This window comes from Rhodopseudomonas sp. P2A-2r (assembly GCF_026015985.1).
Classification (GTDB): Bacteria; Pseudomonadota; Alphaproteobacteria; order Rhizobiales; family Xanthobacteraceae; genus Tardiphaga.
In genome coordinates this window covers 349,536-365,489 of the sequence record NZ_CP110389.1, presented here as the reverse complement: position 1 = coordinate 365,489, position 15,954 = coordinate 349,536, and the positions used below count along the sequence as shown (strand labels likewise).

General features: G+C 67.5%; 9 protein-coding genes, 1 tRNA gene and 5 pseudogenes. 7 read left to right on the top strand and 8 right to left on the bottom strand.

Features of this window, described 5'->3' with window-relative positions; all coding sequences use genetic code 11:
• Window positions 1-268 precede the first annotated feature (268 nt).
• The 4 genes and pseudogenes from ONR75_RS01705 to ONR75_RS01690 all read right to left on the bottom strand — a co-directional run bounded on the left by ONR75_RS01705 (window position 269) and on the right by ONR75_RS01690 (window position 4,491).
• Window positions 269-344 (bottom strand) — tRNA-Thr (locus ONR75_RS01705).
• A 290-nt stretch (window positions 345-634) separates the two neighbouring features.
• Window positions 635-2,436 (bottom strand): annotated as a pseudogene (locus ONR75_RS01700) (heme biosynthesis protein HemY).
• 7 nt (window positions 2,437-2,443) lie between these two features.
• Window positions 2,444-3,694 (bottom strand): COG4223 family protein, encoded by a 1,251-nt coding sequence (locus tag ONR75_RS01695; RefSeq protein WP_265081106.1) that lies wholly within the window; start codon window positions 3,692-3,694, stop codon window positions 2,444-2,446.
• A gap of 52 nt (window positions 3,695-3,746) precedes the next feature.
• Window positions 3,747-4,491: pseudogene (locus ONR75_RS01690) on the bottom strand (uroporphyrinogen-III synthase).
• Window positions 4,492-4,627: 136 nt separating this feature from the next.
• On the opposite strand from ONR75_RS01690, the pseudogene tsaD reads away from it, so the two are divergent.
• The 4 genes and pseudogenes from tsaD to ONR75_RS01670 all read left to right on the top strand — a co-directional run bounded on the left by tsaD (window position 4,628) and on the right by ONR75_RS01670 (window position 7,830).
• Window positions 4,628-5,700: pseudogene (gene tsaD / locus ONR75_RS01685) on the top strand (tRNA (adenosine(37)-N6)-threonylcarbamoyltransferase complex transferase subunit TsaD).
• Between the two features lie 2 nt (window positions 5,701-5,702).
• Window positions 5,703-6,683: an NAD(P)H-dependent glycerol-3-phosphate dehydrogenase gene (locus ONR75_RS01680; RefSeq protein WP_265081105.1), complete on the top strand. Its 981-nt coding sequence runs from the start codon at window positions 5,703-5,705 to the stop codon at window positions 6,681-6,683.
• Window positions 6,684-7,097 carry an EVE domain-containing protein gene (locus tag ONR75_RS01675; RefSeq protein WP_265081104.1) on the top strand — a complete coding sequence of 138 codons (414 nt, stop codon included), beginning with the start codon at window positions 6,684-6,686 and terminating at the stop codon, window positions 7,095-7,097.
• A gap of 31 nt (window positions 7,098-7,128) precedes the next feature.
• Window positions 7,129-7,830, top strand: coding sequence for a class I SAM-dependent methyltransferase (locus ONR75_RS01670; protein WP_265081103.1), 702 nt, complete (start codon window positions 7,129-7,131; stop codon window positions 7,828-7,830).
• Window positions 7,831-7,934: 104 nt separating this feature from the next.
• Here ONR75_RS01670 and ONR75_RS01665 read toward each other — a convergent pair.
• A pseudogene (locus ONR75_RS01665) lies at window positions 7,935-9,043 on the bottom strand (DNA topoisomerase IB).
• A 387-nt stretch (window positions 9,044-9,430) separates the two neighbouring features.
• Between ONR75_RS01665 and acs the strand changes: the two are divergent.
• Complete coding sequence (gene acs / locus ONR75_RS01660; RefSeq protein WP_265081102.1) at window positions 9,431-11,380, top strand: acetate--CoA ligase; 1,950 nt, start codon at window positions 9,431-9,433, stop codon at window positions 11,378-11,380.
• Between the two features lie 51 nt (window positions 11,381-11,431).
• Here the strand turns inward: acs and ONR75_RS01655 are convergent, their stop codons facing one another.
• A complete protein-coding gene (locus ONR75_RS01655; RefSeq protein WP_265081101.1) occupies window positions 11,432-12,397 on the bottom strand; it encodes a glutathione S-transferase family protein in 966 nt (321 codons plus the stop codon).
• Window positions 12,398-12,679: 282 nt separating this feature from the next.
• Between ONR75_RS01655 and ONR75_RS01650 the strand changes: the two genes are divergently transcribed.
• On the top strand, window positions 12,680-13,195 hold the full coding sequence (locus tag ONR75_RS01650) for a L,D-transpeptidase (RefSeq protein ID WP_265081100.1): 516 nt from the start codon (window positions 12,680-12,682) through the stop codon (window positions 13,193-13,195).
• A gap of 69 nt (window positions 13,196-13,264) precedes the next feature.
• Here the strand turns inward: ONR75_RS01650 and ONR75_RS01645 are convergent.
• A pseudogene (locus ONR75_RS01645) lies at window positions 13,265-13,831 on the bottom strand (thermonuclease family protein); the annotation flags it as partial.
• A gap of 207 nt (window positions 13,832-14,038) precedes the next feature.
• Entirely contained in the window at window positions 14,039-14,257 is a 219-nt protein-coding gene (locus ONR75_RS01640; RefSeq protein ID WP_265081099.1) for a DUF1674 domain-containing protein, read from the bottom strand.
• Window positions 14,258-14,454: 197 nt separating this feature from the next.
• Between ONR75_RS01640 and ONR75_RS01635 the strand changes: the two genes are divergently transcribed.
• Window positions 14,455-15,807 carry an RsmB/NOP family class I SAM-dependent RNA methyltransferase gene (locus ONR75_RS01635; protein ID WP_265081098.1) on the top strand — a complete coding sequence of 451 codons (1,353 nt, stop codon included), beginning with the start codon at window positions 14,455-14,457 and terminating at the stop codon, window positions 15,805-15,807.
• The last annotated feature ends 147 nt before the right edge of the window (window positions 15,808-15,954 follow it).

Sequence of the window (15,954 nt, the reverse complement as noted above, 5' to 3'; positions counted from 1 at the left end):
GAAGCTTTCGCGCGAGAGGTTCCACCACCACAGCGCGCCTACGCCAATAGCCTCAGTGCACGAAAACTATCGTGGCGCCTTAATCATTCTTATATGATCGGCCGACCGTCCTGATAACCGAACTGCAGTCACACCTTCTTGATAGGCCTCTGCGACTCCGAGCGATCTACAAATAGCGTCATAGATCACGAAAATCGCCGCCTTTGATGCGGCGTGAGCGTGCGGCCCCACGCAAGGTTGGCAATTTCGTTCGGGACGGAGGAATGGTTGGTGCCGCAAACAGGACTCGAACCTGTGACCCCGTCATTACGAATGACGTGCTCTACCAACTGAGCTATTGCGGCGAACCAACGGTGCGTTCGGCGAGGGGCCGAAACACAGGCGCATCTGATATCGGGCGCGGGGTGATTTTGCAAGAAGCGGCAGCGCTGGAAGGGGCGGAATCGGGCGAGGGGCGGAATGCTGCGGAGCGGCCGAGGGGCGCTTTGCCGGGGTTTCGCGCCAAGGTGGTCCGATTTAGCACTCAGCGGGAGTGAGGCCGTCGGGCCGCCGAGAGTCCCCTCACCCGGAACCGGGCTGGCGCCCGGCTCCGACCTCTCCCCGCAAGCGGGGAGAGGTTAAGGAGCGGCGGGCTTCAGCCGCCCCAACGGGCCAGGAAGCCGCGCCAGCCGCCGGCCTGCTGGGCGCCGTTCAGCTCGGCGAATTCGTCATGCAGGGGATCGTCGTCGACGCCGGGGTCGTCGGGCGCGCGGACGATGGGAATCACCGCGGGAATGGGGCGGACGATGTCCGCGCGCGCCCGGAACAAGGGCGGCGGCGCGGCGGGGGCGGTTGAGGCCGGGGCGGGCGGCGCGGTGGGAACAGGGGCCGCAGCGGGGCCGCGGGCGCAGCCGACGTGGCGGGCGCAACCGGCTCTGGCGGCTCGGCGGCCTCCGGCGGCGCGGGCTTAGGTGCAGGCTTGGGCGCGGGCTTGGGCGCGGGCTCGGCCGTGACAGCGGGTTCGGATTCGGCCGCAATCGGCGCCGGGACATTGTCCTGCGCCGCGGGCGGCAACGGCTCGGCCTCGGCCACCGGCCGGGCCGGCACGGGCGCCGGCGGTGCCAGCACGGTGGCGTGCAGGATCTCGGATTCGATGGTCGACATGCGGTCCGACGGCAACGAGGCCAGCGGCGTCTGCCACTGGAACGCGTCGAGTCTCCCGGTGACCGGCGACACCGGGCGCCAGCGGTCGGAGACGTAGCCGTCGGCGGTCCATACCGGATCGTGGGCGGCGCGCACCGCGCGCAGGGTCCAGGCGCGGGCACGGCCGCTGTCGCCGTGCTCCAGCCGCTCGATCTCGGCCATCAGCATGGCCACGCGCTGGGTCGGCGCCGCCACGAAGGGCTCCAGCGCCGCGCGGGCGCGGGCGAATTCGCTGGCGTCGACGGCGGCGCGGGCCAGCGCCAGCGCGCTTTCGATATGGCCGGGCGCCTTCTGCGCCAGAGTCTCGACCCGCACCAGCCGCTGGCGGGCGGAATCGCCGAGCTTGATATGGGCATAGGCGTCGGCGAGATCGGGATGCGGCTGCGCCAGCCAGGCGGTCTCGACCGTCTTCATGGCACGGCGGATCTGATGCGCCTCGCTCTCGAATTTCGCGGCCAGCACCGCCGCCGGGACCAGCGTCGGCGCCAGCTTGACGGCCTCCATCACGCTTTCGCGCGCCAGATCGCGGTCCAGCGTCTCCAGCGCCAGCGCGCGGGCCGTCAGCAGCACGCCGCGCTGGCGGCGAAACGCCGGCTTGTCGATCAGGCCGGAGGCGAGATTGTTGTCGAGGATCGCCAGCGCGCCGCTCCAGTCATTCTGCGCGCAACGGAAACCCAGCACGGCGTGGGAGGCCCAGGTCGAGCCCGGCGCCAGCTTCAGCGCCTCCTCGGCGATGGTCACCGCGGCCAGCGGATCGTCGGCGCGCTGCGCCTCGATGAACAAGCCGCGCAGCCCGAGCAGCCGTGTGTCGGCGCGCTCGGCCATGGCGTGGAAGGCGCGATGGGCGCCCTCGCGGTCGCCGTCGAGCTGCGCCGATTGCGCATGCAGCAGCAGCGCCAGCGGATCGTTGGCGGCAAAGCGCCTGGCGTGGCCGGCATGCAGCCGCGCGGCCTCGCTGTCGCCGTGGCCGATGGCCAGCAGGCCCTGCGTGATCGCATGACGGCCTTTGGCCAGCCGCTTCTCGCGCCGGCTCGTGCGCAGCCGCGCCGGCGTCCGCCACAGCCCGCGCAGGATCGCCCACGCCACCATGGCCGCGATAATCGTCAGCAGCAGCACCAGCAGGAACACCGGCAACGACGGCGCGGCGCGCCAGCTGCCCCATGTCAGCACCACATCGCCGCCCTGATCGGCCACCCAGGCCGCGCCCAGGGCCGCGAGCGCGATCAACACCAGAAACAGAATGATTCGGAGCATCGGATTCCTATGGCGCCGGCTTGTTGAGCGCCGCCATCGCGTCGGCTGCGAACTGGCGGGAAGCGGCGAGCGCGGCATCGCGCGCGTCGACCTTGTCGATCCAGGCCTGCACGGCGCCGCGATCGGCCGGCTGCAGCGCATTGAGCTCACGCCGCGCCGAAGCGACGTCGTTGCGCAAGGCCGCGGCGGTGGCGCGGGACACGATGGCGTTGCGGTCGTCGCCGGCCACCGCGTCGGTGCGTTCGATGCGCAGCAGCCGGACGGCGCCGGCCTGCAGCCGGTCGACGAATCCGGTGCCGGTGGTCGGCGCCGGCTCCGGCGTCGCGGTCAGCTTCGGCAGCACCGCGAGCAGCTCGCGGCTCAGCGCCGCGGCGGTCGGCAGGCCGGACGCGGCGAAGGCGTCGAGCGGCTTCAGTGCATTGGCGTCCTCCGCCAGCGGCTTGGCGGCGCCGAGCTGCGCCGCATAGGGCTCACTTTGGCGCAGCGTGCCGTCGAGCAGCGAGGCCGCGACGACGCGGCGCAACGGTCTGTCGTCGGCGGGTTTTGCGGCCTGCTGCGCAGCCTCGGCCCGCAGCGCCGTGGCGGCACGTTCGATCTTGCTGAGCCGGTCGTTGATCGGCGCAAGATTCACCGGCGGGGCAGCGGCCGGCGGCGCGGATTTGAGGTCGGCGACCGCGGCTGCGGCGCGTTCCGACTGGGCGCTGATGGCGGCGAGGTCGCTGCGCAGCGCGGTGACGGATTTTTCCAGCGCATCGAGGCGCGCGGCCAACGCGGGATCGGGCGCCGCGGCAGCGCCTGGCGACGCGGTCGGCGCCGGCCGCGACTCGACGCGGGCAATGCGGGCGCTGAGCGCGTCCAGCGCCATGCTGTTGGCCTGCGGGGCTTCCGGGGCACTCGGGGTCGCCTGCCAGCCGGCGAACCATGCAATGCCGACCACGACGGCTGCGGCAAGGGCGCCGGACCCGGCGGCGAGGGCGGCAGAGGATTTGGGCGCAGGGGGCGCGGCCGGCTCGGTGGCGGCGGCCTCCACTTCGGCGGGGGATTCAGTCTCAGCGGCGGCCGGGGGCTCGGACGTATGCTCCAGCTGGGGTTCGGCCTGCGTCTCAGCCGGGGCTTCGGGGGCACCGGCGTTGCTGGCGGCGGTTTCGCTGGTCACCTCGGTGGCCGCGAGGTCGATGGTCGGCGGCGGGCGCTTCGGCCTGCCCAGATCGGGCCGGCCCAGATCCGGCGCAGTGTGTTCGGGCCTGTCATCGACCATCGCCGGAGTTCCTTGTTACGGGCATCAAGACCTAGCAGATTCGTCCCTCTCCTTAGCGCGATAACGGGGCCAAGGCACGGTCGAGCGCAGCAAAAGGGCGGCCTCGTCGGGCCGGTCAGCGACCAGCACCCGGGTTGCGCCGGCGTCGCGCACGATCGACGCCACCTGCTCCGACAGGCAGCATTGCGGGATCGCCAGCGCTGAGATCTCCACCCCGGCGGCGCGGGCGGCATCGACGAAGGCGCGGGCGCTGCGCCGGGAGTAATTTAATACCGCCTCCACCCCGCCGGAGGCGAAGGCCTCACCGACCTCGGCGGGAAACGCGGTCACCGGCACCATGCTATAGGTGGTCTGCACCGTCACATTGAAGCCGCGCGCGCCGAGCTCGCCGGCCAGGTCGCGCGCCAGATCGGCGCCGGCCAGATAGAGCAAGGTCTGCGACTTCCTGAGACGTTTGCTCCGCACGCTGTCGGCCACCAGATCGCGCAGCGCATTGGCATCGCCGTCGGCGGACGTCACGTCGTCGAAGCCGACCTCGCGCGCGGCCTCCGCCGTGCGCTCGCCCACCGCAAACAGCGGCAGCTTGCGCAGCGTTGCGAGCACCGGCTGATCGGCGATGGCGCGCAGGGCGTTGGCCGAGGTGACGATGACGGCGCCATAGCTGGCGCCGGCATCGTCGTTGAAGGGATCTGTTCGAAGCGCAGCATCGGCGCCGGCAGCACTTTGAGCCCGCGCGCGCGCAAGGCTGCGGCGGTCGAATCATTGTCCGGCTGCGGGCGGGTGACGAGAATGGCCATGGCGACAGCGCCTGTGCTTTGGGGGTCATCGCGGCCGCTGGCGATTGCATGGCGCGACCTCGGAATGCTACGCCGGGGAAGCAAAAGCCCGGCTGGGCCGCAAACGCAAGGACCGAGATTGACAACCGACCGACCGATGCTGGTGCTGGGGATCGAGACGACCTGCGACGAGACCGCCGCCGCCGTCATCGAACGGCACAGCGACGGCCGCGGCAGCATCCTGTCCAACATCGTGCATTCGCAGATCGCCGACCACGCGCCGTTCGGCGGCGTGGTGCCGGAAATCGCCGCGCGGGCCCATGTCGACCTGCTCGACGGCATTATCGGTCGCGCCATGTCCGAGGCCGGCATCGGCTTCGCCCAGCTCGACGCCGTGGCCGCCGCCGCCGGTCCCGGCCTGATCGGCGGCGTCATCGTCGGTCTGACCACCGCCAAGGCCATCGCCATGGTGCACGACACCCCGCTGATCGCGGTCAATCATCTCGAGGCCCACGCGCTGACGCCGCGGCTGACCGACAATATCGCCTTTCCCTATTGCCTGTTCCTGGCTTCCGGCGGCCACACCCAGATCGTCGCCGTGCTCGGCGTCGGCGATTATGTGCGGCTCGGCACCACCGTCGACGACGCCATGGGCGAGGCCTTCGACAAGGTCGCGAAAATGCTCGGCCTGCCCTATCCCGGCGGCCCGCAGGTCGAACAGGCCGCACGCGACGGCGATCCCGCCCGCTTCGCCTTCCCGCGCCCGATGCTGGGCCGGCCGGACGCCAATTTCTCGCTGTCGGGCCTGAAGACTGCGGTGCGCAACGAGGCCAGCCGGCTCGACCGGCTAGACCGGCAGGCCATCGCCGACCTCTGCGCCAGCTTCCAGGCCGCAGTGATGGACGCCACCGCCGACCGGCTGCGCGTCGGGCTGCGGATCTTTCACGAACGGTTCGGCACGCCCAACGCGCTGGTCGCCGCCGGCGGCGTCGCCGCCAACCAGGCGATCCGCGGCGCATTGCAGGACGTCGCGACCAAGGCCGGGACGCAGTTGATCATGCCGCCGCCGGCGTTGTGCACCGACAACGGCGCGATGATCGCCTGGGCCGGCGCCGAACGCCTCGCGCTCGGCCTGGTCGACGACATGGAAGCCGCCCCCGTGCGCGCTGGCTGCTCGACAGCAATGCCACCGCGCCGGCAGGTTTCTCCAAGACCCGCGCGGCATATTGACCGTGGCCGCCTTCAACAGCATCGCGGTGATCGGCGCCGGGGCCTGGGGCACCGCGCTGGCCAGCGTCGCCGCGCGGGCCGGGCGCGATGTGGTGCTGTATGCGCGCACGCCAGCCGCAGCGACGCTGATCGACGACAGCCGGGAAAATCCACGGCTGCCGGGCGTTCCGCTGGACGACGCCATCAAGGTCACCAGCGATCTCGCACTGGCCGGGCGTGCCGATATCATCCTGCTGGCAACCCCGGCGCAGAATCTGCGCGAGGCGCTGACCGCGCTGGCGCCGCATCTGCGCGACGCCGCGCCGGTGATCGCCACCGCCAAGGGCATCGAGCGCGGCACCCACCAGTTCATGACCGAGGTGATCGCCGCAGCCGCGCCGACGGCGATCCCGGCGATCTTGTCCGGACCGAGTTTCGCCGACGACGTGGCGCGCGGGTTGCCGACCGCGGTGACGCTGGCGACCTCGAATGAGGCGCTAGCCATTGCGCTTGTGCATGCGCTGGGCTCGGCGACGTTCCGGCCCTATCACTCCACCGACGTGCGCGGCGTCGAGATCGGCGGCGCGGCGAAGAACGTGCTGGCGATCGCCGCCGGCATCGTCGCCGGCAAGCGGCTCGGCGCCTCGGCGCTGGCGGCGCTGACCACGCGCGGCTTCAGCGAATTGTCGCGGCTCGGCCGCGCCTGCGGCGCGCGCGTTGAGACCATGGCCGGCCTGTCCGGCCTCGGCGACCTGATCCTCAGCTGCTCCAGCGCGCAGTCGCGTAATTTCTCGCTCGGCGCGGCGCTCGGCCGCGGCGAGCAACCGCCGCGCAACAAGCTCGCCGAGGGCGAATTCACCGCGCCGGTGCTGACCGAACTGGCGGCGTCGAAAGACGTCGACATGCCGGTCGCCCGTGCCGTCGCCGCCATTCTCGCGGGGCATGCCACCATCGACCAGGCCATCGAGGGCCTGCTGACACGACCGTTCAAGGCTGAGGGATAGATGAAACACTGGCTGATGAAATCCGAGCCCTCGACCTGGTCGTGGGACCAGCAGGTCGCCAAAGGCGCCAAGGGCGAGGCCTGGACCGGCGTGCGCAACCACAGCGCCAAACTGTTCATGATGCAGATGAAGAAGGGCGACCGCGCGTTCTTCTATCACTCCAACGAGGGCAAGGAGATCGTCGGCGTCGTCGAGATCATCAAAGAGCACTATCCCGACCCTACCGATGAATCCGGCAAGTTCGTCTGCGTCGACATCAAGGCCGACAAGCCGCTGAAGACGCCGGTGACGCTGGCCGCGGTCAAACTGGAGAAGCAGCTGTCGGAAATGGCCTTGATCAAACTGTCGCGGCTGTCGGTGCAGCCGGTGACACCAGAGGAATGGAAGATCGTCTGCAAGATGGGCGGGTTCTGAGCGTGCGCCCGCACGCACGCGTCGTTTCACGGTGAGCGCCGGCGACGCCACCAACCTTCCGGCGGTCGGCGATCCGGCCGTCTTCGTCCTCGCCAATACCTTGCTGCTGCCGGTGCCGATGGTGCCGGAGATAAAGCTGCACGTCGCAGCCGAAGCCGTGCCGCTGTGGAGCAAGACCGAGGACGAGCTCAGCGAAATCGGACTACCCCCGCCTTTCTGGGCCTTCGCCTGGGCCGGCGGCCAGGCGCTGGCACGTTATGTCATCGATCATCCGGCCAGCGTCGCCGGCCGGACCGTGATCGACCTTGCATCCGGGTCGGGGCTGGTCGCCATCGCCGCCATGAAGGCCGGCGCCGCGCGCGTGATCGCCTACGACATCGACAGCTTTTCCCGCACGGCCATCGTGCTCAACGCCCGTGCCAACAAGGTGATGGTCGATGTCAGCGGCGACGATCTCCTGGCGGCAGCCGAAGCGCCTCTCGCTGAGACGATTCTCGCCGGCGACATTTTTTACGAGCGCGACACTGCCGAGCGCGCGTTTGCCTTTCTCGCCGCCAAGGCCGCCGAGGGTGCGCTGGTGCTGATCGGCGACCCCGGCCGCAGCTATCTGCCCAGGGACAAATTGCGCAAGATCGCGGAATACCAGGTGCCGGTGACGCGCGACCTGGAAGATGCCGATATCAAGAACACCGCGGTGTGGACGCTCCTGTCTGCTTGCGATGCCGCAACATAAGGCTGTCATCACCCGGCTTTACCGGGCGATCCAGGAAGCGCCGGCGTCCCAACATACTGGGTCACCCGGTCAAGCCGGGTGACGACAACTGCGAGGTGAAGGGGTCACCCCGCCGCGGCGACCACCTGCGCCAGCAGCTGCTCGCGCTTCGATTGCGAGCGGTAGCCCTTCATCGTCGCGGCGAAGCGTTCGAGGATGCCGTCCTCGAAGGCGGTGACGATGGTGTCGTGGACGTAGCTCTTGCGGCAGATCGCCGGCGTATTGGACAATTCATCGGCAGCGGCGCGCACGGCTTCCAGCACCTGCATCTTGCGACCGGTCGCGCTGGTCGCAGGCGTGATCCGCGACAGCGATTCCAGCACCACGGCCGAGGCCATCAGCGTGCGAAAATCCTTCAGCGAGATCTTGATGCCGGCGATGTCGCGCAGAAACGCATTCACCGCGGTGGTGTTGACGTTGTAGACGCGGCCGGCATCGTCCCGATACTGGAACATGCGCTTGCCCGGCACGGTCCGCAGGATGCCGATGGCGCGCACCAGCTTGGCGGCGTCGCATTCCTTGCGCACGGCCTTGCCCCCTTGGCCTTGAAGGTCAGCACGATGCAGTCGCCTTCCAGCGCAACGTTGGACTTCAGCAGCGTGGTGGCGCCGCGGGTGCCGTTGAGCTTCATGTAGGATTCGTTGCCCGGCCGGATCGCGGTGCGCGCGATCAGCTTGATCACCGCGGATAGCGCCAGTTCGCGGGTCGGCGCATCGCCGGACAGATGCATCGATACGGCGCGCCGGATTTTCGGCAGCGCGCCGACCAGCGTGGCGAGGCGATGCGCCTTGCGCTGCTCGCGCACCTTCTCCCAGTCCGCATGATAGCGATATTGCAGCCGGCCGGCGGCATCGACACCGACCGCCTGCAGATGCGAGGCCGGATCGGCGGCATAGCGAACCTTGGCATAGGCGGGCGGCACGGCCATGGCGTTCAACCGCTTGATGGTGCCGGTATGCTTGATGGCCGTGCCGTTGGCCCGGACGAAGGAATACGCCTTGCCGCGCCGGATCCGGCGGATGGTCAGGTCGGTCTGATCGCCGAGCCGGAGACCGAGTTCGCCGGCCAGCGCCGCGACGCTCGCCGGAACCGGGCTGTTGCCGCGCGAGGGCGCCACGGCGACGGATTCCGCGGAAGGCAGCCCGCCCGGCACAAAATTCTGCTGATCCATCATCTCGTTACGGCCTCAAGCGGCACTCAGCGCGGTAATGCCCACAGTCGGTTTTTGGTTCCGACCCCGTTTTGGCGCTCGACGAGGCCATTTAGGAGTTTGGACCGGCCATTGCGAGTCGATTTGGCCGCAATCCGGGCCACTGGTATCGGGAACCCGCCGAAATGACCGCAAAACGCCCGTTTCCGGCACCTGAAACGCGATCGTGATCGGTCCGGCTTGACCCAGCGCAATGCCGCCGGCCACGCCGGATGGACATTTGGGGTACCGGAAAGCAGACAAAAGGCTGAGGCGGGCTGCCTTGTACCGGTACACCGCGCCGACGCATAATCAGACCAAGAATGAAGCTCGGCCAACCACGCTGGAGGCGGTCGCGCGATGGAGGGAACCATGTCCGAGAAGATTTACGACGTACCTGCCGAATGGAAGACGCGCGCCTGGGTCGACGACGCCAAGTACAAGGACATGTATGCGCGCTCGATCTCCGATTCCAATGGCTTCTGGGGCGAGCAGGCCCAGCGGCTTGACTGGATCCACCCTTTCACCAAGGTCGAGAACAGTTCGTTCGCGCCGGGCAAGGTGTCTATCAAATGGTTCGAGGACGGCGTCCTCAACGTCGCCTGGAACTGCATCGACCGCCACCTGAAGACCCGCGCCAACCAGACCGCGATCATCTGGGAAGGCGACGATCCCTCGCAGTCCAAACACATCACGTATCAGGAGCTGCACGACGAGGTCTGCAAGTTCGCCAACGTGCTGCGCAACCGCAACGTCGTCAAAGGCGACCGTGTCACCATCTACCTGCCGATGATCCCCGAGGCCGCCTATGCCATGCTGGCCTGCGCGCGGATCGGTGCAATCCATTCGGTGGTGTTCGCGGGTTTCTCGCCCGACAGCTTGGCGCAGCGCATCGGCGACTGCCAGTCCAAGATCGTCATCACCGCCGATGAAGGCCTGCGCGGCGGCAAGCGGGTGCCGCTGAAGGCCAATGTCGATGCTGCCATCGCCAAGTCCGGCGGCGTCGACTGGGTCGTCGTGGTCAAGCACACCGGCGGGGCAGTCGAGATGGATCCGTCGCGCGACTTCTGGTACCGCGAAGCCAGCGAGGTCGTGACCACCGAATGCCCGTGCGAGCCGATGAATGCGGAAGATCCGCTGTTCATCCTCTATACGTCCGGCTCGACCGGCCAGCCCAAGGGCGTGCTGCATACGTCAGCCGGCTATCTGATGTATGCCGCGATGACGCATCAATACGTGTTCGACTATCACGACGGCGACATCTACTGGTGCACCGCCGACGTGGGCTGGGTCACCGGCCACAGCTACATCCTGTACGGACCGCTCGCCAATGGCGCGACCACGCTGATGTTCGAGGGCGTGCCGACCTATCCGACCGCATCGCGGTTCTGGGAAGTCATCGACAAGCACAAGGTCAACATCTTCTACACCGCACCGACCGCGATCCGCGCGCTGATGCAGGTAGGCGACGATCCGGTGCACCTCACCTCGCGCAAGAGCCTGCGGTTGCTGGGCTCCGTCGGCGAACCGATCAATCCGGAAGCCTGGGAATGGTATCACCGCGTGATCGGCGAAGAGCGTTGCCCGATCGTCGACACCTGGTGGCAGACCGAGACCGGCGGCATCCTGATCACGCCGCTGCCAGGCGCGACGAGGCTGAAGCCCGGCTCTGCCACTCGGCCGTTCTTCGGCGTAGTGCCTGAAATCGTCGATGCCGACGGCAAGGTGCTGGACGGCGAATGCCAGGGCAATCTGTGCATCGCCAAGTCGTGGCCGGGCCAGATGCGCACGGTCTATGGCGACCATGCCCGCTTCGAGCAGACCTACTTCTCCACCTATCCCGGCAAGTACTTTACCGGCGACGGCTGCCGGCGCGACGCCGACGGCTACTACTGGATCACCGGCCGCGTCGACGACGTCATCAACGTGTCCGGCCACCGCATGGGTACCGCGGAAGTCGAGAGTTCGCTGGTGGCGCATGCCATGGTCTCGGAAGCCGCGGTGGTCGGCTATCCCCACGACATCAAGGGTCAGGGCATCTACGCCTATGTGACGCTGATGAACGGCGTGGAGCCATCCGATGCGCTGCGCAAGGAACTGGTGGCCTGGGTGCGCAAGGACATCGGCCCGATCGCCTCGCCGGACCTGATCCAGTTCTCGCCCGGTCTGCCGAAGACACGCTCCGGCAAGATCATGCGCCGCATCCTGCGCAAGATCGCCGAAGACGAATCCGGCAGCCTCGGCGATACATCGACCCTGGCCGATCCCGCCGTGGTCAACGACCTGGTCGAGCACCGGCAGAACAAGAAGGCCGGGGCGTAAGCCGGTTGGACCGCTAACGTCGACGGGATCTTCCCGTCGACGGCGCCGCCGTCATGAGCACCGCGCTAAGAAATCCAGCTTAGGCCCGACCGGCACGATCCGGCTCGGGTTCAGCTGCGGATGGCTTTCGTAGTAGTGATGCTTGATGTGATGGATATTGACGGTCTCGGCGATGCCGGGCTGCCGGTACAGGTCCTTCAGGTAACGCGTCAGATGCGGATAGTCGGCAATGCGCCGTATGTTGCATTTGAAGTGCCCGACATAGACGGCGTCGAATCGGACCAGGGTGGTGAACAGCCGCCAATCCGCTTCGGTCAGGCGGTCGCCGGTGAGCCACCGTCGGCTCGATAGCATGTCCTCGAGCCAATCCAGCGACTCGAACAAGGTCGCCACTGCCTCGTCATAGGCCTTCTGGGAGCGCGCGAAGCCCGACTTGTAGACCCCGTTGTTGACGGTGTCGTAGACCCGCGCATTGATCGCATCGATCTCCTCGCGCAGGTCTTCCGGATAGAAATCGCCGGGCGCGGCGCCGACGCCATCGAAGGCGGAGTTCATCATGCGGATGATCTCGGACGATTCATTGTTGACGATCTGCGCGGTCTTGCGATCCCACAGCACCGGCACGGTGATCCGCCCGGTGAAATGCGGGTCGCCGGCCGTATAGACCTGATGCAACAGCGTCGCGTGCTGGATCGGATCGGGGATCACGCCGGCGACGTCGACGAAGGTCCAGCCGTCCGCGCCCATGTACCAGTGCACCACCGACAGGCCGATCATCTCCTGCAGGCCTTTCAGGACGCGGAAGATCAGGGTGCGGTGCGCCCACGGACAGGCCAGCGAGACATAGAGGTGATAGCGGCCGGGCTCGGCGGCAAAGCCCCCGATGCCGCTCGGTCCGGCTGCGCCGTCGGGCGTCACCCAGTTGCGCAGCGGCGACGCCACGCGGGTGAACCGCCCGCTGCCGTCCGTCGGGAAGGCATCCTCCTGACGCCAGACTCCATCGACCATAAAACCCATGCGCGATCATCCATGTTTGAACTGCTCTTCTATAGACGAGAGCGCCCTGCGCTGGCGAGCGCGTCTGCTTCCTGGCCCGCTCACGCAAAAGTCAGGGACAGGCGTGCGGCGCAGACGCTTTTGCCGACGGGTGTTGTTTTCCGGGCATTTACTTTGTTGGCAGGATTTTCTTTGTTGCCGCCGCTGGCGTCCGGCCCGGGCAGGCAAATGCACGGGTTATTTAACGCGACCGGCCGAAGATCACCGAAGTGCTACATATTACTGTCGGATTGGAGATACTTGATGTCATTGAAGATGGCGGTGGCTCTGGCAGCCACCATCGTGGTTGGCGCGGTGGCCGCGAATCCTGCGCAGGCGCGACCCGATCTGGTTGGCTTCCGTGGCGACTATTCGCCGGGCACCATCGTGGTGAAAACCGGCGAACGCCGGCTGTACCTGGTGCTCGATGATGGCCATGCCGTGCGCTATCCCGTCGGCGTCGGCAAGGCCGGCAAGCAGTGGGCCGGCACCACCAAGATCGACGGCAAGTATCGCCAGCCGGCCTGGGCGCCGCCGGCCGACGTGAAACGCGACAACCCGAACATTCCCGACGTCATCGCCGGCGGTTCGCCGGCCAACCCGATGGGCGTGGCGGCGATGACCCTGGCCGGTGGCGAATACGCCATCCACGGCACCAACCGTCCGGCGTCGATCGGCGGCTACGTGTCCTATGGTTGCGTGCGCATGTACAACGAGGACATCAGCGACCTGTTCGAGCGCGTCCCGGTCGGCACCCGGGTGGTGGTGACCCAGCGCTAGGCGCTCTCTCCGGTCCGAGCGAGTGAATGCCGCGCCCAAGGCGTGGCATTTTGCTTGCGGGGTCATCGATCTCGCATCACACCAACCGTTGCGGTGTCCGCCGCCATAGACGCGCACGTGGCCGCTGGCGAGCAGCGCGGCCGAAACGTTGGGCGTTCGCCGGGTCGCGACGTCCGCCACCACGCGGCCGGGATATTTGTCGGGACCGATATTGTAGATGGTGATCTCACCATCGCCGAGCAGGCCGCGCAGGGCGTAGCTGGCGGCTTCCGCCAGCCTCACCTCCTGCGCGCATTGGCCCTTGAGCTCCGGCGCATCGATGCCGCGCAGCCGGATTCGCGTCTTCAGGTCGATGCCGGGCAACAGGTGCACCCGCGCTTCAAACGTATCGCCATCGATGGTGTAGAGCACATCGACCGGATGTCGCACGGCGGGATTGCCGGCGCGCTTCCAGATCGTCTCTGCGTCGCGCGCCGCCGGGGTCTGGTCCTGTTCGGCGGACGGAAACGGCCAGAGCACCCAGCGCTTCACGGGCAGCATGGTGCCGGCCGCCATGCCCAGCACGAACACCCACGGCAGCGCTGCAGAGAACCTGCTCCGCCACGGCGTCGAGCGATGGATGCGCGAGGGATTCATACAGAGAGAGATCAATGCGAGTCGCGGATGCGCGCAAGCCAAATGTCATTCCGGGGCGCGGGCGGCGGAAGTGGCGGCACCAAACTGGGTGTCCTCACCCGGCTTGACCGGGCGACCCAGTAATCATTGGCATGGAGATCGCATCGCGCCGTCTGCGTTTACTGGATCAACCGCATGCGCGGGTGACGACAGTCCGGCCTCGCCTCCTCAAAAATCCGAGGCGATGCCCTTGCGTTCCCAGTCGCCGAATCGGGTCGGTTCGGGCCCGGTCGGCCCGTTGAACTCTTTTGCTGCCGCGGCGGCATTCGCTGCGGCCGCAGTGCGCCGCGCCTCGGCTTCGGCCAGCGCGCGCTGGGCCGCCGGCGGCAACGGCTTGCGCGCGGCCTCGTCGGTCTCAGTTGCAGGTGTGGAAGGAATGTCGTTCATCTGGTGTTCCCGCTGAACCGGCGCGCTTCGCACGCGTTGGCACTGGTCGGATTTGGACAGGCCATATCTGACCATGAGCATATAAGGCGATTCTTACATTTGGCATATTCGCATGCGATCAGACCGCTTCCCATACGACGATACGCGCTGAGGCCGGCCGTATCGTTGCCCTTTCTCTGTCGCGATGTTCACCGCTCATGCCGCCAGTAAGATTTGCATTGCCCGTAGAGGTGCCCGGACTGGCTGCCCGCCGGATCGCGGCCGATATTCTCGATGGCGTGCTGCAGAAGCATCGGACGCTCGACGAGCAGCTTGAGGGTGCGGGGGCGCATCCCGGCCTGAAAGCCCTGTCTGATCGCGACCGGGCCTTGATGCGCCGTCTGGTCGCGACGATTCTTCGCCGATTGGGAACGCTCGGCCATGTGCTCGGCAAACTGCTCGACAAGGGCATCCCCACCGACGCACCGCGCGCGCAGAGCGCGCTGCTGATCGGCGCCGCGCAGATTCTCTGGATGGATGTTCCCGACCACGCCGCCGTCGATCTGTCGGTGCGGATGGTCCAGTCGGACCGGCGCGCCGCGAAATATGCCGGCCTCGTCAATGCCGTGCTGCGCCGCTGCGCCCGCGAGGGCCAGCCGCTGATCGATGAGATCGCCGGCCAGTCTCTCGACGTTCCGCCATGGCTTATGGCGCGCTGGACCGCGCATTACGGCGAGGAGACCGCCCGGGCGATCGCCGTCGCCCTCAGCCATGAACCGTCCCTCGACCTGACCGTGAAGTCGGAGGCCGCCGCCTGGGCGACTCGCCTGCACGGCGAGGTGCTGCCGACAGGGTCGGTACGCACCCTGTTGCAGGGCTCGGTGACCATGCTGCCCGGATTCTCCGATGGCCAATGGTGGGTGCAGGATGCCGCAGCCGCGCTGCCGGCGCGGCTGTTCGGCGACATCAAGGGCAAGGCCGTCGTCGATCTGTGCGCTGCGCCAGGCGGTAAGACCGCGCAGCTGATCCATGCCGGCGCCCACGTCACTGCCGTCGACCGGTCGCAGAACCGGGTTGCGCGGTTGCGGGAAAACCTCGCCCGGCTGTCGCTGGAGGCCGAAACGTTCGTCGCCGACGGCGCCGAATGGCAACCCGCCGCCGGCCATGGCGGCTTTGACGCCGTGTTGCTCGACGCGCCCTGCGCCTCCACCGGCACCATCCGCCGGCATCCCGACGTCGCCTGGCTGAAGCAGGAGTCCGACATCATTCTGCTGACCGCACTGCAGCGTCGGTTGTTGAAAAACGCGGTCACCGTGCTGAAGCCCGGCGGAACCCTGGTCTATTGCACCTGTTCGCTGGAGCCGGAGGAGGGCGAGCACGCCATCGCCGACCTGCTGGCCACCGATTCCAGCATGCGCCGCGCCCCCATCGATCCGAGCGAGGTTGCGGGTCTGGCGGAAATCGTGACCCCCGACGGCGATCTGCGCACCCTGCCCTGCCACCTGCCCCACGACGACCCCCGGCTCGGCGGTCTCGACGGCTTCTATGCGGCGCGGCTGGTTAAAGCCTGATATTTACAGGTTGTTTTCGCGAATCGGGCAACTTCCACAAGAAGCTGCCCGATTAGTGTGTGTTGAGCGCGTTTCCGGATTAAAAGGATTCGCGGCAAAGTTTAATAATCCTCAGCCCGATCCCAAGGCTTATTCCCAAGGCTCATT

Bases quoted from the DNA above. Each gene is read 5' to 3' on its own strand.
- ONR75_RS01695 (WP_265081106.1), bottom strand. From the start codon at position 3,694: ATGGTCGATGACAGGCCCGAACACACTGCGCCGGATCTGGGCCGGCCC.
- ONR75_RS01675 (WP_265081104.1), top strand. From the start codon at position 6,684: ATGAAACACTGGCTGATGAAATCCGAGCCCTCGACCTGGTCGTGGGAC.
- acs (WP_265081102.1), top strand. From the start codon at position 9,431: ATGTCCGAGAAGATTTACGACGTACCTGCCGAATGGAAGACGCGCGCC.
- ONR75_RS01655 (WP_265081101.1), bottom strand. From the start codon at position 12,397: ATGGGTTTTATGGTCGATGGAGTCTGGCGTCAGGAGGATGCCTTCCCG.
- ONR75_RS01650 (WP_265081100.1), top strand. From the start codon at position 12,680: ATGTCATTGAAGATGGCGGTGGCTCTGGCAGCCACCATCGTGGTTGGC.
- ONR75_RS01640 (WP_265081099.1), bottom strand. From the start codon at position 14,257: ATGAACGACATTCCTTCCACACCTGCAACTGAGACCGACGAGGCCGCG.
- ONR75_RS01635 (WP_265081098.1), top strand. From the start codon at position 14,455: ATGCCGCCAGTAAGATTTGCATTGCCCGTAGAGGTGCCCGGACTGGCT.